Here is a 14,761-nt window from a genome sequence, read left to right on the forward strand (position 1 = left end):
TTTTTCTGAACAAAGACCCGGGATCCGGAGAAAAGCCATGCAATTTGATAGAACCCAGACCAGTAAACCCATCATTGTGCTAGACACCGTCGCCTCGCTTATCGAGCGCGTTTCTCTTTTTGCCAGTGTTCTTTTCGGTGGAAGCATGGTGCTCATCGTTATTGCCGGCGTCATCGCCAGGTATGTCATGAATAATCCTTTTGCCTGGACGGAAGAGGCGTCCCGTTTCCTCATGATCTGGATGGTCCTCATCGGTATGTCTGTGGTCACACGAAACCGTCAAGATCTCTGTGTTGAATTTCTGGTGATCAAGTTTCCAGTTATTCTCCAGCGGTTGATTAAGCTTGTAAATGAGATTCTGATCATGGTTTTTCTGTGTATTCTAACGGTCAAAGGATTCCAGATGGCGATCAATGCGAAAATGCAGATAGTCCCGTCCCTTGGAATCACCATGTTCTACCCTCTTTTATGCATATCGGTGGGCGGCCTGCTCACCATGATTCAGCTTGGGCTGCAAATGCTCATAGATATTTTTATGTGGAGAAGCCGGATTTCTCCCCATCGACTTTAAACAGAACAATAACCATCGTTGCGCATGTCATCTCATTGGGCATGCGCGGTTTTCAGTACAGAAAGGCCCTCCATGTCTCTTACCATTATCCTACTCTTATTCGGCGCACTTCTCTTCGGCATGCCTGTTGCCTATGTTCTGGGTGTGACATCAGTGTTTATGATACTGCAGACCGGGGGGAGCAGCCTCTTTCCCCTGATTCCCATGCGCTTTTTTAACAGTATCAACCTGTTTCCGCTCATGGCCATGCCACTGTTCATTCTGGCCGGTGAAATAATGAACAGGGCCGGAATCACCAGCAGGATTATCGATTTTTCCACTCGGCTTGTCGGCCACTGGAGAGGGGGGCTGGCTCATGCCAACATCCTTGCCTCTATCCTCTTTGCCGGCCTCACCGGATCGGCAGTTGCCGACTCAGCCGCCCTGGGCAGCATGCTGATCCCCGGAATGGCCAAGAAGGGCTACGATAAAAATTTCGCAGCTGCTGTCACCGCTGCCTCATCCTGCATCGGCCCGGTCATCCCGCCTTCCATTGTCATGGTTATCTACGGCGCGTTTATGCAGGTCTCTATTGCCGGCCTTTTTGCGGCCGGGATACTTCCCGGCCTTATCATGGGAGCGACACTCATGTTCTTTTCCCATCGCATATCGGTCAAACGGCAATATCCCAAAGAAGAAAGAAGAGCGACTCTTTCGGAAATCGGCATTGACTTCAAAAAAGCCTTTCTCTCGCTGATGATGCCCGTCATTATTCTGGTCGGCATCCTCGGAGGCGTTTTCACCCCGACGGAAGCGGCAGCGGTGGCAGTGCTGTATGCACTTATCATTGGGTTCTTTGTGTATCGCAATATCAGCCTTAAAGACATGTACGATATGCTGTGCATAATGACCAAATCATCGGCAATTGCCTTTATCATCCTGTCAACGGCTGGAATTTTTATTTGGCTCCTGACTACCGAGCAAGTGCCGCAGCAGGTGGCTCAGCTTGTCCTGTCAATTACAACCAACAAATACCTGGTCCTGCTGATCATCAACATAATTCTTCTGTTTGTAGGCTGTTTCATGGACAGCATCCCGGCGTTGATTATCCTCGGTCCGGTATTTACCCCTTTGGCTACGCAAATCGGAGTGCACCCGCTCCACTTTGGAACTATCATGTGCCTGAACCTGACCATAGGCCTTGCAACACCACCCCTGGGTGCCTGTCTTTTTACCTGCTGCGCTGTAGGAGGAGTAAAACTTGAAGGGATCTCAAAAGAAATACTTCCTTTTATTGCGGCCTTGGTTCTTGCCGTTTTTGTCGTTACATATATACCGGCCATCAGCCTAACCATACCTCGGCTGCTAGGCTTGATTTAAGAACCCTGAAAAATATCATGCTACACAAGGATACAGAAATGGCAGTTACTCTACCGCGCGGCTTTGATAACACCGAATTTGAAAACCGAACACGTCAACTCCAGAAAATGATGGCTGACGAACGACTGGATGCGGTTTTGTTCACCACTGAACCCAATGTCAGGTACTATTCGGGTTTTTTCACCCAGTTCTGGGAAAGTCCGACTCGCCCGTGGTATCTGGTCATTCCTGCCCACGGCAAACCCATTGCCGTGATTCCCGAAATCGGTTCTTCAGGGATGGCCGCTACATGGATCGATGATATCCGGACCTGGGCCTCTCCCAATCCCCTCGACGATGGAATTTCCCTCCTGGCCGATTTGCTCAACTCCCTACCGCGTACTTACGGCCGCATCGGCGCCACTCTGGGGATTCAATCCAGGATTCGAATGCCCTTCAACAACTTTATTGAACTTTCACAGCGGATTACTGGAGTTGAACTTATCGATATCGCCGCACATATCCACCGGCTTCGATCTGTTAAGTCCACTGCGGAAATAGAAAAAATACGAAAAGCGTGCGACATTGCCCACACGGGCTTTACCAACATTCCCAACCACGCCCGAATCGGCAAGAAAGAGCGGGAGATCTGTACGCAAATGCGTATCGACATGCTGCAAGCCGGAGCTGATGCGGTCAAATATTTGATTGCCGGCTCTGGCCGGGATGGATACGATAGTATTATCATGGGACCGACAGACCGAGTGCTTAAGCATGGCGATGTCCTGATCATAGATACCGGTGCCGTCTATGACGGCTATTTTTGCGATTTTGACCGGAATTTTGCCTTTGGCCGCCCGAGCGACGAAACCCTCAGGGCATATGACGTGGTTTACCGGGCCACAGATGCAGGATTTGAGGCTGCCCGACCAGGGGCCACCACCACTGATATCTTCCATGCAATGTGGACGGTTATGGAAGCCGGCGGTGCCCTTGGCAATGACGTGGGACGATTGGGGCACGGCCTCGGCATTGAGTTAACCGAATGGCCTTCCAACACGGCCTCGGACAGGACCCCTCTTGTACCGGGTATGGTCATCACTTTGGAGCCAGGCATGACCTATAGTTCAGGAAAACAAATGGTACATGAAGAAAATATTGTCATCACTGAAGACGGTGCAGAGTACCTGTCGATCCGCTGCCCTCCCGAATTACCCATAATCGACTAAGACGAGACAATCCTCATGATCACGGAACAGGAACTCAAGGCACTGGAAATCCCGCTCTCCCATGAGCAATCCCCGCGCCCGGAAAAGGTGCATATCGGCCTGGTGCAGTTATCTACAGATCACACCCTTGAAACGGACTGGTCTAAGCTGATAGGCACCTCTGCCTTGTTTTTCTCTACCCGCGTATACTACTCATCAATCATGACCCGGGATGCCCTTAATGCTATTGCCGAGGGTATTGCTCAGTCTGCAGGCTTGATCGCCACCGGACTGTCCATGGATGTCATGGCTTTCGGATGCACCTCGGCCTCTCTGTCCATAGGAAGCGACAAAATCGAGGAGCTTTTGACCAGGAATCACCCAGGCATTCCTGCTACCAACCCATGGACAGCGGCCAAAGCAGCCTTCAGAAGACTAAATGCTGAAAAGGTTTCCGTCTATTCTCCGTACCCCACAGAAGTCAATTACCCCCTATACAGGGAGTTGCTGGAAGAAGGGTTTGATGTTCCTGCAATCGGAGCACTGCGCATACAAAACGACACGGATATCACATCGGTATCCTTTCAATCCATGGTTGACGGTGCAGAGCAAATCCTGGATCGTGCCAAAACAGACGTCCTTTTTATGTCCTGCACCAACCTGAGAGTTCTCGATCACATAGAACAGCTTGAATCATTATTTGGCATCCCGGTTATCTGCAGCAACCAGGCAATGTATTGGCACGCCATGACCCTCGCAGGTAAGTTGCCGCAATGCACGGGTTTTGGCCGATTACTCAATCTGCGGTCGTGACACCCATTTTTTCTTGTCAACTTTCAGACAACTGCGCGAGATCGACACCAACACTTTTGGCCGAGATTGCCGAACGTTCAAGCCGGCATATTTACAATATCCTACTCTCCAACCTATTTCCTGTTGCAATCATTCTTTTCTATGCACCACCTGCTTGATATGAACCACCAGTTTTGGTGGATATGAACCAACATTTCGATTTTCTGCTCACCAATTATACTCCCACCCTCTCCTGCTGTTAAAAAAAGCCCTTAAAAGAATTTTATAGCTCCAATGGCACTGCTTTTGCTTCTCCAACTTAAGTAGCAGACAGAAAATGCTCGGAGATAGATCGACCGAGCGTTGTCTGCCATGGTGTTAACCGCAAAATACTGATTGGTCGGCAATGACAATAAGGTTGCCCCACACAATACGTTCTTAAATTGGGCGACAACCAGCACCAACGCGTGAGATGGACTTCACAAAATAAACTAAAGAGTGGAGAATGGATATGTCATTAAAAGAATACGGAGTCTGGACGGGCAAGGCGGTTCGGGTTTCTGCAGAGACAGCGGCAGATGACCCCCATACTCCTCACATTCATCTTTTTTATGATGACGGAACAGGAGGGGAATATGACAATGCTCGACGGGCTTCGATTAATGTAAAGTCCGGCTCAGCTATTTCCGAGCTGGTTGTATGGATAAATTTGAACTTCACTCATACCATAACAGAAAAACTTTCTGCGCTGAATCAGGGATTCACGCCCTTGGAGAACAAAGCCAATGGCATCGCACTCGATTACATCCGTGGCAATATGATGAATCTCAAAGAAGGGCGAGTGCTTCCCCACGATATCCCGGGTCAAGAAAACGACGTGCTCGACCTCGTCTTTCCTCTGCTGAAATCAGCCGTGCAACGTCAAGCCGTCGTTCATCTGTTTGGTGAACCGTATCTGCCGGCACGTCAAGGCATTCACGACGTTCACATGAACCAGGGCAGCGCGGGAAAATTCAGCAAATACAACGACGTCTGGCAGGACGGTGGACTCTTCATTGAAAACAGTGATGGTTCGTATACATCTATCCTTATTGCCTTTGCCAGCCAGGCGGCGCACACAGACGAATCAACCGGCAACGCCTTGCCTGGAAGCAATAATCTCAAGCAGCTGATAACACATTCAGGCGAACCCGTCATCGCAGATGATCTACGCGTCGCTATAATCGGCGCGCTGGTAAACCCGGTTGGAGCGGAAAATACTCCCCACCACACAGGAAGACCGGAAACGGTGTGGCTGATGAATCGTAGTCCAACACCCATTAGCCTCAAAGGATGGTCTATCCTCAACAAATCGGAAAAAGTGCAACCGATGGCCGACGAGATCGTCTTAGCCCCAGGAGGCATTCACACGGTGGAAATGAACAAGGCCCCACTTTCGAACAAAGGCGGCCTGCTCACTTTGCTCGATAATAACGGGGTAAAGGTAGACGGTGTCAACTACACCAGGAAGCAAGCTCAACAAGAGGGTTACATCACTCTTTTCAGATAGATCGTAAAAATGAGCATACCTGCCACGTTTTCATCAATTTTGTTGGAGCAGCAGCCATGGAAAGAGAGTCCTTTTCTGCTTGACCACGTCAGATATTGGCGACGTTTTTTTAGGTACAAAACATACTGATGGATAATGCCGTTTGCCTGTTTGCATGGTTATTGGCCGGCGCTGCGCTCAGGGTGGTGTGAATGATGCCGTGAAAATAAAGCAGCGCCTGCAATTGCGGTGAGCGGTGCGACGGCCACCAGTCCGAAACTGCCGACAAAAACATTGAGTATTTCAGCCGCAACAAAATTAATGTTCAGGATCTGTTCCATCCTGAGCCCTTGCCCCATAAAGTTCATGAGCATTGCCGTGTAGCCTCCGGAATAGGCAAGCAGTAACGTTGTTGTCATGGTCCCGACAACAGATCGTCCAACGGCCATGCCCGATGTAAACAGCTCCTTAAAAGAGATATCAGGCTTCTTGTTCTTCACCTCATCAAGGGAAGCCGCAATATCCATGGAGAGATCCATAACCGCCCCGGAACAGGCGAGAAATATACCAGCAAGAAATATCTCTGTGAGATTCAAATGGGGAAAACCGGCATAACACAGGGTTTCGGCATAGGGCCTGACCGCTCCATTGAGGTGAAACCCCGGCGCAAAAAGCTTGGCCAGGGTGCAGGCCAGCACCAGGCCGCCAAAGGAACCGACAAAAGCCGTCACTCCTTTACGGGTCCAGCCGCCCACAAGAAAACTGACAGAACCTGTCAATGCAGCAACAACCGCAAGAGCAACAGGAATTAGGTTAACTTGATGGTTCATTGGAACTGGCTAACCTTAGCAGGGAAAATATCAACCCGAGCAATCCTCCCTTTTGGCTCTAAAGTGTCTACAAAACCAGGGGTGATTCACTTCTGAAACTTACACAGGGAGTGAGTTAGCTACCTCAATCATCTCCTTTCTTAGCCATTTATGCTGTTCATCGTGCTGATAGGACTGGTGCCAAATCATATACATTTTACCTGTGGTAAACGCAAACGGCAGAGGCACAGAAGCAAAATCCTTCAACTCAACAAGAGCCATTAAAGACGGCAGAGTCGCGAGCATATCCGTACCTTTAAGATATGTTGAAACACTTGAAAAATTTGGAACAGCGATTTTAACCCTGCGGCCCTGTCCATTCCTCTCTAAAAAATTATCCACCCCGTCCTTATAGTCTTGGAGAAACGAGAGCCCGATATGGTCTGAGTTCAAATAACCTTCGAGATCTTCTGGTGCCTCCCTCACTAATGGGTCATAAAAAACAGAAGTACTCAAGGTGAAGAGGTTTTTTTGCATGATATCTGCTGCGTCGGGACTGAATGCTGCAATGGCAATGGTGCACTTCTTTTCACGAAGCAGTTCGACAGTGGGTATTTGAGGTGAGATAACTTTAAGGTTAAATCGCTTCAGCTTGCCATTAACCTGCTCATAGAAACGGGGCATAAGCAGACTGGACTGGAAATCGTTGGCAGCGATAATCAGATCAATTTCACTTTTTTCAGGTAAAAATAAAGACGCCTGAACAAGTCCCTTCATATCATCAAGAATCCCCTCAACCTTACCGGCAATCTGTAGCGCATAGGCCGTTGGGGTTATGGTTCTTCCCGCCCTGATAAAGAGAGGATCTCCCAATATCTCACGGAGTTTCTCCACCGTATGGCTTACTGCTGACTGAGTGATGCCAAGCTTATCCGCAGCACCTGTAATTGTACCAACCTCAATCACGGTGAGAAATACCCGCAAACTTTTCCCATCCAGAGACAACCAATCTATTTTACTCATATATAACATGAGAACACATCTGTTGTTTAGATGCAATAAAGTTCACATAATGGGGTCACAACAAAACGGTAGATACATTTAAAGAGAAGAGACAGCAAACAACGCATCGTATTTAAAGCGATCAATTATTTTCAGCACGACCAATTATCAGATCAGGTAAAGGAGACTAACAGTGAAAGCTCAATTGCAAGCATTATCAGTTCTAACAGCACTTTGTATTTCAGCAACTACACCATATGCACAAGGTGATGTTAATCAGGAATTAAAAGTTTATCAGATTGGAAAAAGACTCGATGGGTATACCCGCCCTATTACCTTTACCCCGACAAAGGCGGTGCCAGCAAATGGTGCTATCACAGAGAATATTGTTACCACCACGCAAAACATACTCAACCATGAAGCGCATTTTCTCAAGAAAGGTCTCGCCAAACCTGTCGGTGAAGATCAATTCAGCGCATGGGAGTTCGTAAGTGATGAAGGAGGTAAAGGACATAATCAGACAGCTCCCAACCCTTTAACTTATTATGCGGTTGGAGCTTCCTCCAGCTTGCTTACCCAGGTTGAGAGGTTAATCAAGATCATGGGCCTGGAAGTTGAGGACGTAAAGGTAGAATCAAAAATCTATTTCAGGTGGTCCGACCCGATGAGTGATAACTGGACTGGCTATACAGATAAGGTTGTTTCCAACATCCTTATCAAAAGCAGTGAATCACCTGAAAAAATAAAAGAGTTGAAAGAGAAGGCTCTTCAAGCGTGGGCTGTCGGTGAAGGCTTGGAAAACAGTACTCCAATCGATGTGGGGATCATCGTCAACGCTGATGATTGGGGCGGACTCAACGCTCGTCCTGGTAAAGTAGAGTCACCAATCTCTGTTGATAATGGTCTCACTTTCACCAATGTAACACCGGATCTAAATTTGCAGACAGTAGAAATAGAGGAAGACCTCTCTATTGAGATGGGAAACTTCCCAAACCCATTCAAATTTACTGAAATATCCATAGCAGAAACAGCACATGATGCCGCACGTCCCTATCTACACAAAGTAAGAGCAAAATCCCTGACTGAAAATTATCAAACCTGGGAGCTCTATGCTGATGATAGTCGTGGCTATGAAGGTATAGACACAGCTCCTACATCCAGAGATTATTTTACTTTGGGTACTTCGTTCTGCTTGATGAGTCAGCTTACCGCAAACAAGATGTACTACCAGAAACAGGGTATCAATATCGATGATTTCAGAGTGGAGCACCAGTTTGACTATCAACAGGAGAAGTTTATGACCCCCACCATGAAAGGTCACCTTGATGGTGTAATCACTAGGGTTATCGTAACCAGTGATGCAGCAAAAGAGTCATTAACCAACTATGCAAAACAAGCTCTCGCCATGTGTTTTGCCGGTGAAGGTATACAAAATGAAACAGAGATGGAGTCCAACATCTATCTCAATGGAGAAATTGTTAATTAGAATTTCTCTGTGGCGGGCAGGTGAAGTTAAAAAAATCGAGAGGCCAGGCTTTATTGCCGGCCTCTTAACTTCAGACATAAACAATGAATTAACGAAATGAATACGATCAAATAAAGAAGATATAATGAAAAATCTCAAGCAGATATTATTCGATAAAAAAATGAAGCAGGAATTCAGTATCAAGGATGGAATAATGACAGTAGATGAATCATCTTGTGATGGCTGTGGCCAGTGCATTGATACATGCCCTCAATCCGCAATAAGTATGACAACGCTTTCTGCTGATGATGTTAAAAATTTGTCTTTTAAGGGGCGATTGAAAGTAAGAATTAAAGGAAACCAGAAAGCTATGATAAATCCCGATGTTTGTACGTCATGCGGGCTGTGCATAAAGCAATGCCATGAATTTGCTATCCACAAAGTTGAGAGGCAAAGGCAAACTTTTTCGTCTCATTGCAAAGAGGAATTGGCTGTCTGAGTAACGAATGCTGTGAAGTGTTGTCTGGCTGAACAGTACAGTGGGCGCCTCTTACTTCCGTCGGAGTGGATTGTAGGGAGTACAGGATCAAACATATTGAGTTTCTTCATTTAAGAAAGCAGGTAGATTTCCTGCTATGCTATAGGTTCCTCAAAACATAAATCTATAAGATTCATTGGCAATATTAACAATCCAGACCAAGTTGAAACTTTACAGTCGAGTCGCCCGGGGGAACCTCCCCCCCAGGCTCCCACAGAACTGTACGTGAAACTCTCGCCTCATACAGCTCTTCATGTCCCCTATACCCCAAGGTTTGCATTACTAGAAGGTTCCTCCCATCTCTGGTTGACCAATAAGTAACTTCAGACATGTTACCCCCTTCGCTCCACCTCCATTACAGAGGCTTCATCACTACTACGAGGTAATCCGCCCCTGTGCTCCGCATTGGTACTTGCATCCTCATGGGGCTTCCACTTGGATTCTTCCCTTAACATCGGAACGACAGGTTCCCACGTTCCACACAAAAGCCAAGATCATGTTCACGCCACCTTTGTGCCGGTCGCCGCTCGGGCAGTAGACAGGTTTCCCCCGAACTTATCCTGGGATAGAATAGGGTCCCAGTTTTGACGACATCCTTGCACTTTCGACACCTCATCAGTGGTTCACTTGCGTTCGTCTCCATGATCCATACCTGACCCAGTCTTATGCCCGGCCTTTTCCTTAACGCTCACCACCATGGCTCTTTACCACAGCAGCTTAAGGTGGTTTGAAGCCCGCTCCTGCAAGCCGACTTCGAGGGGCCTACCCTCATCTTTCGTGTAGTTACGAGCAAAATGCTTGCTCTCGTGGCACACCTATTCCTGTGCATCCCACATCGGCCTTAAACTAAACCTGGCAAGACCACCAGCGCCCTTTGACTACCCATTATTGTTGAGCGAAATTGACAGCTGAGTTTTCAGCCATGAGGACGAGCAGTGATCACGGCCAGGCTAATCACAGAGAACTGAGCACAAATCTGCGCTGGACACACATATCCACCACTGGGGCAAATGTAACCAATTCACCCTTTGGTGGTCCCCCTCCTAAAAGCTAAGAAGGAAACTTGTCGATTGAGTTTTTGAATTGATTTTTAACAACTAGGGAAAAACGCTACCAACATCAAAAACTGGTAAATATACCTATTTACAAACACAACATAACTTCACAATGTATAATCAAGCAACCTGCAACGTGGTACATGATTGTGACAGTATAATATATTAGAAGACGGGAGGTTATAATGAATAAATATCTCACTATTACTTGTGCATCATTTGTATATGCCTAAGGGAGAAGCGACATGAAAAGCCGAGAGATTACGTGTTCAGGGGACAGTACACGTAACCAGCTGTGAGACTTAGATAGGTACACTGTTCCCGTTGCCCCCTATTCGCTCCACCCATTCACGTCACTGGTGCCTTTCAGGAAGCTGAAGCGCCGAACACCGCTTAAGGAGTTTCAAATGTCTCTGATCTTTTCTGCCCGTTTTTGTGCCACGGCTCTGGTTTGCGTCGCCCTGCTTGGGCCGGGTCCCACTCTCGCCAAAACAAAATCCAACTTCAACAAGATGCGCCAGGACATAAAGGTCGAGGTTCAGAATATCAATGGTAAGAAGGTCGTTGACACCATGACGATCCAGGATGCCATGACGTTCTACGGCGTAGAAGGGGCCGCCATCGTCACGATCGTAGGAAACCGCATCGAGCGGGTAGAACACTTTGGCTATCGCAACGTCGACGATGGCTGGCCTGTGGACGGGGATACGATATTTCCCACGGCCTCGATGGCGAAACTGCCTGCTGCACTTGCCGTTGTTGCTGGCGCGCGCCTTGGCAACGGGCCAAAGCTGGGACGCACTGTCGGCAAGATTGCGAATGCGAACCCAGGGACGTTGTTGGACCATTGGTACGATACACGCCCGAAAACCTTCTGGAGCAAAGTCACAGGAGCACCGAACGGTCCGTCTGTCCGCAGATTGCTGAGCCACACGGGCGGACTGAGCCGACATGGTGTTTCGACAGCATTAACGACTTGCCACACGTTCATGCGCAATGTACTGCTTGGCATGAACAAACCCTGCGAAGAGGAAGCAACGCAGCCGATTGCAATCCCGGGAACCGTGTTTGATTACTCAGGCGGCGGATTCACCGTTGCCGAAGCGGCGGTAGAGATCGTTTCGGGGCAGACTGCAGAAGCGTTCCTCGATGACCACATACTCAGAGTCTTCGGAATGACCCGGTCGACCTACGAACGCGCCTCGCCATCGATGACTAACCTGGCACGCCCGTGCTACGACCGCGGAGGAATCCCCTGCGAGTTGTTTGTCCGGTTCACGGACGTGAAGTTTGCCGGAGGTCTTCTGGCTCACCCGGTGGACTACGCCAAGATGGTCAATATCCTGATGAATGACGGCATCAATCGCAGCGGCGTTCGGGTCATCCCGTTTGCAGACATCGAGGAGATCCTGACTCCCATCTGGCACAGTGCAAGCTCGCTCAACGGGTGCACGTCCTCGTGCAGTTCCGGAACATGTCTAACTGGTAAGTGCCGGCTACCGCTGACATGGAGTGGCCAGCGATATGGGCTGGGGGTTATGGTCGAGGACGAGATCTACAACGGATTGCCGCGCGAGTTTCACCATGGCGGTGCGCAGCCAGGTGTGGCGACCTTGTTCTGGGCCGACAGAAAGAACAAGAAAGCAATCGTCGTGATGTCGGTTGGAAAAGAAGAGCGTGCAACGCCCGGGCATACGCCGGGTGTATCGACCGACCTGCCTGGCGGCTACGACTTTGTATGGGCCGTTGTCGACGCATGGAAGCGCGCTTACTGAGCGAAGGGGCCAAACTACGATGTACAGGAACAGAGCAGAAACGAAGAGCGGAAGGGGATCGGGGACAAGTAAGAATCATTTGTTACCGCCCCCTTGGTGGCCGTACTCAGTCGTCGGGGCGTCTACACCTAACAAGGTGCTCAACTCACTCGCTTCGCTCGTTAGGATGTCTGGCACTCCGCGGCGATTTACACATGGCTTCGCCATAATTGCGCGAACGCCGCTCCATACCAGTCGCCGCTTAACTGGGCGTTAAGCTTGCCACATCGAAGGCCTCAATTTCATTCCTTTCTAGTTAGTTAATACTTTTCCTGTGCACCTACCGATTAGAAGGTGTACAGGAACACGTTCCCTCTCCTAGGGCCGATAAAGGAACTTCACAGGAATTATGTTGCGAGATCCGTTATGTTGTGTCTTTTTTCTCTGCTTGCTTTTCTTCCCTCTTTTTGTGGTCGTAATTTTATCTCTTCTTCCTCCTTTTTCTTTGGATTTTCTTTTTTTACTTTTTTTACTTTTTTTGTATTTACAAACTCAAAAATTCTTATAACTGTTCATAGTGTAATGGTACGAACCACTAAAAATGTTAAATTATTCCGAGTGATATGAGCGCTTTAACGATTGGATTTCTTTCCTTAATCAATTATTTCTCACTTAGGTAGCCCTTCAGTACCTATAGAAATTTTACCGTCGTGGTTTAATTAAGGTCGGAAAATTATGTTGCGAGCTTAATAGTACCAATTCCCAAATGACCTATAACTACCTGATGTCTAAAGAAATATTAATTTTTCAGAAAAATGTCGCGAAAACTGTTTAATTTCAAATAGATAGGGCAACTCGCAACATAACAGGAAACACTTTAACCAGCCGAATCTACGGCTCGTTTTGCATTGGCAGTGCAAATTTTCAATATGAGCCAGCACGATACTGTTGTGGTGTCAAACAAGATACCTAACAGTCTGCAGGGGCTGATCAGTACACATGATGTCGAAAATTTCCTATCCAATTGTCAGGAAGCAAGTTATTATTTAATTGATGCATGGAGATTCTATTTAGGTCAATGAATAATTATTTTAATTAGTTATGTGAATTAAATGTTATTTCAATAAACTGTGAGAGATCTTATGTGTGCAAAGCCGACATATGAAGAACTTGAAAAGAAAATCCAGGAATTAGAAAAAGCTGAATCAGCACGTATAGAAAATGAGGAAACAATAAACGAAAACCAAGATCTCTTCTCAGTATTGTTTGAGTATATGCCAAGCGGTGTTGCTATCTACAAACCAACTGACAACGGCTCTGATTTTGTTTTTAAATCTTTAAATAGAGAAGCAGAAATAGTTACACAAATCTCACGAAATGATGCAATTGGGCATAGGCTTTTGGAACTTTTCCCAAATATGAACAAAACCAGCTTATTTCGAGCATTGCAGAGAGTCTGTAAAACCGGGATAAAAGAGCATATCCCTCCTTTTTACTATAAAGATGAAGTCCGGAAAGGCTGGTTTGAAAATATAGTTTTCAGATTACCTTCCAATGATGTTGTTGCTATCTTTAATGTGATTACCACTAATCTTCAGCTTGACTTAGAACGCGCAGATTAACTGTTTGTTATGTCAGTAAAAATTATTCAGTTCAACTTGTGTGGCAAGCAAGAATCAGAGGGTCTTGCAAATTTCTAAATGAAAAAGTAGCGAAATTTCAATGTTATATCATCGGGGCTGTAACTCAGGCTGAGTTTCGATGGTAATCACGATCTTTAATGACGTTTCCGCACTAAAAGTTGCGGAACAGAAGGTATTACAGAGAGAAAAATTTCAAAAACAGTTAATGGAAACAAGCCCTGTGGGTATTACAGTGGTAAACAAAGAAGGGCACATTACGTTAGCAAATGAATTGGCTGAAAAAGTTCTTGGTTTGCAGAAGGCTGATATTTTTGACAGGTCATATAATGACCCAACTTGGCAAATAACTGATTTTGATGGCAATCCATATCCTTATGAAAAGTTACCATTCAATTTAGTGAAAAGAAGAGCCTTACCTGTTTTTGGTATCGAACATGCTATTCAATGGGCTAGTGGTAAAAGAGTTTATCTTTCGATTAATGCAGCCCCTATATTTGATAGCAACAATGAATTTAGTGGCATTGTTGCAGTAATTGAAGACATAACGGAAAGGAAACAGACGGAGATAGAAAGAGATAATCTGATTAAAAATCTCCAGAAAGCACTTAATGAAGTAAAAATTCTAAGCGGCCTGCTGCCAATATGTGCACATTGCAAAAAAATACGAGATGATAAAGGATATTGGAACCAGCTTGAATCCTATGTGACAAAACATTCGGACGCAATTTTCAGCCATGGCATCTGCCCCGAATGCGTTGAAGAATTATATGGAAAGCAAGATTGGTACAAGGGAACCGAGAATAAATAGTTTATTTATTACACTACACCGTAGTCCGTCAGCTATCAGCAAAGACGCCAATCAGTAATTTCGTTCTGTATGCCTTCTGTTTAGATAATTGTTAGGATTGCCAATACGAAGTTTTAAGCTTTTTAGTAGTGGCTCAACTTAACATGTTTCCTGTAAACCTCAAGAGCCAGTCACTTCCATAATGGCCTGCAAGATGCGCTCAAGACTTACCAGTTCAAGTTGACGGATCAAGCTTGAGCTACTACGGATA

At 46.7% G+C, this 14,761-nt stretch carries 12 protein-coding genes; 10 read left to right on the top strand and 2 right to left on the bottom strand.

From position 1 onward, the window contains the following. Positions 1-37 precede the first annotated feature (37 nt). From ACHZCY_RS07095 to ACHZCY_RS07115, 5 genes are all read left to right on the top strand, one after another. Positions 38-571 (top strand): TRAP transporter small permease, encoded by a 534-nt coding sequence (locus tag ACHZCY_RS07095; protein ID WP_319548344.1) that lies wholly within the window; start codon positions 38-40, stop codon positions 569-571. A gap of 72 nt (positions 572-643) precedes the next feature. Beyond that, positions 644-1,930: a TRAP transporter large permease gene (locus ACHZCY_RS07100; protein ID WP_319548345.1), complete on the top strand. Its 1,287-nt coding sequence runs from the start codon at positions 644-646 to the stop codon at positions 1,928-1,930. Positions 1,931-1,968: 38 nt separating this feature from the next. Then, positions 1,969-3,138: a M24 family metallopeptidase gene (locus ACHZCY_RS07105; protein WP_319548346.1), complete on the top strand. Its 1,170-nt coding sequence runs from the start codon at positions 1,969-1,971 to the stop codon at positions 3,136-3,138. A gap of 15 nt (positions 3,139-3,153) precedes the next feature. Further along, complete coding sequence (locus ACHZCY_RS07110; protein ID WP_319548347.1) at positions 3,154-3,930, top strand: maleate cis-trans isomerase family protein; 777 nt, start codon at positions 3,154-3,156, stop codon at positions 3,928-3,930. Between the two features lie 490 nt (positions 3,931-4,420). Continuing rightward, positions 4,421-5,458, top strand: a complete 1,038-nt coding sequence (locus ACHZCY_RS07115; protein WP_319548348.1) for a DUF2278 family protein — start codon at positions 4,421-4,423, stop codon at positions 5,456-5,458. A gap of 158 nt (positions 5,459-5,616) precedes the next feature. Here ACHZCY_RS07115 and ACHZCY_RS07120 read toward each other — a convergent pair whose 3' ends face one another. Together ACHZCY_RS07120 and ACHZCY_RS07125 are read right to left on the bottom strand one after the other, a co-directional pair. After that, entirely contained in the window at positions 5,617-6,267 is a 651-nt protein-coding gene (locus ACHZCY_RS07120; RefSeq protein ID WP_319548349.1) for a YibE/F family protein, read from the bottom strand. Positions 6,268-6,366: 99 nt separating this feature from the next. Next, positions 6,367-7,269, bottom strand: a complete 903-nt coding sequence (locus tag ACHZCY_RS07125; RefSeq protein ID WP_319548350.1) for a LysR family transcriptional regulator — start codon at positions 7,267-7,269, stop codon at positions 6,367-6,369. A gap of 172 nt (positions 7,270-7,441) precedes the next feature. On the opposite strand from ACHZCY_RS07125, the gene ACHZCY_RS07130 reads away from it, so the two are divergent. The 5 genes from ACHZCY_RS07130 to ACHZCY_RS07150 all read left to right on the top strand — a co-directional run bounded on the left by ACHZCY_RS07130 (position 7,442) and on the right by ACHZCY_RS07150 (position 14,511). Further along, on the top strand, positions 7,442-8,734 hold the full coding sequence (locus ACHZCY_RS07130; protein ID WP_319548351.1) for an OsmC family protein: 1,293 nt from the start codon (positions 7,442-7,444) through the stop codon (positions 8,732-8,734). A gap of 124 nt (positions 8,735-8,858) precedes the next feature. Next, entirely contained in the window at positions 8,859-9,212 is a 354-nt protein-coding gene (locus ACHZCY_RS07135) for an ATP-binding protein (RefSeq protein ID WP_319548352.1), read from the top strand. A gap of 1,501 nt (positions 9,213-10,713) precedes the next feature. Continuing rightward, positions 10,714-12,081 (top strand): serine hydrolase domain-containing protein, encoded by a 1,368-nt coding sequence (locus tag ACHZCY_RS07140; RefSeq protein ID WP_319548353.1) that lies wholly within the window; start codon positions 10,714-10,716, stop codon positions 12,079-12,081. Between the two features lie 1,121 nt (positions 12,082-13,202). Next, positions 13,203-13,682, top strand: a complete 480-nt coding sequence (locus ACHZCY_RS07145) for a nitrogen regulation protein NR(II) (RefSeq protein ID WP_319548354.1) — start codon at positions 13,203-13,205, stop codon at positions 13,680-13,682. 139 nt (positions 13,683-13,821) lie between these two features. Continuing rightward, positions 13,822-14,511 (top strand): PAS domain-containing protein, encoded by a 690-nt coding sequence (locus tag ACHZCY_RS07150; protein WP_319548355.1) that lies wholly within the window; start codon positions 13,822-13,824, stop codon positions 14,509-14,511. Positions 14,512-14,761: the final 250 nt, after the last annotated feature.

The organism is Desulfogranum marinum (assembly GCF_963675105.2).
Lineage (GTDB): Bacteria > Desulfobacterota > Desulfobulbia > Desulfobulbales > Desulfobulbaceae > Desulfogranum > Desulfogranum marinum.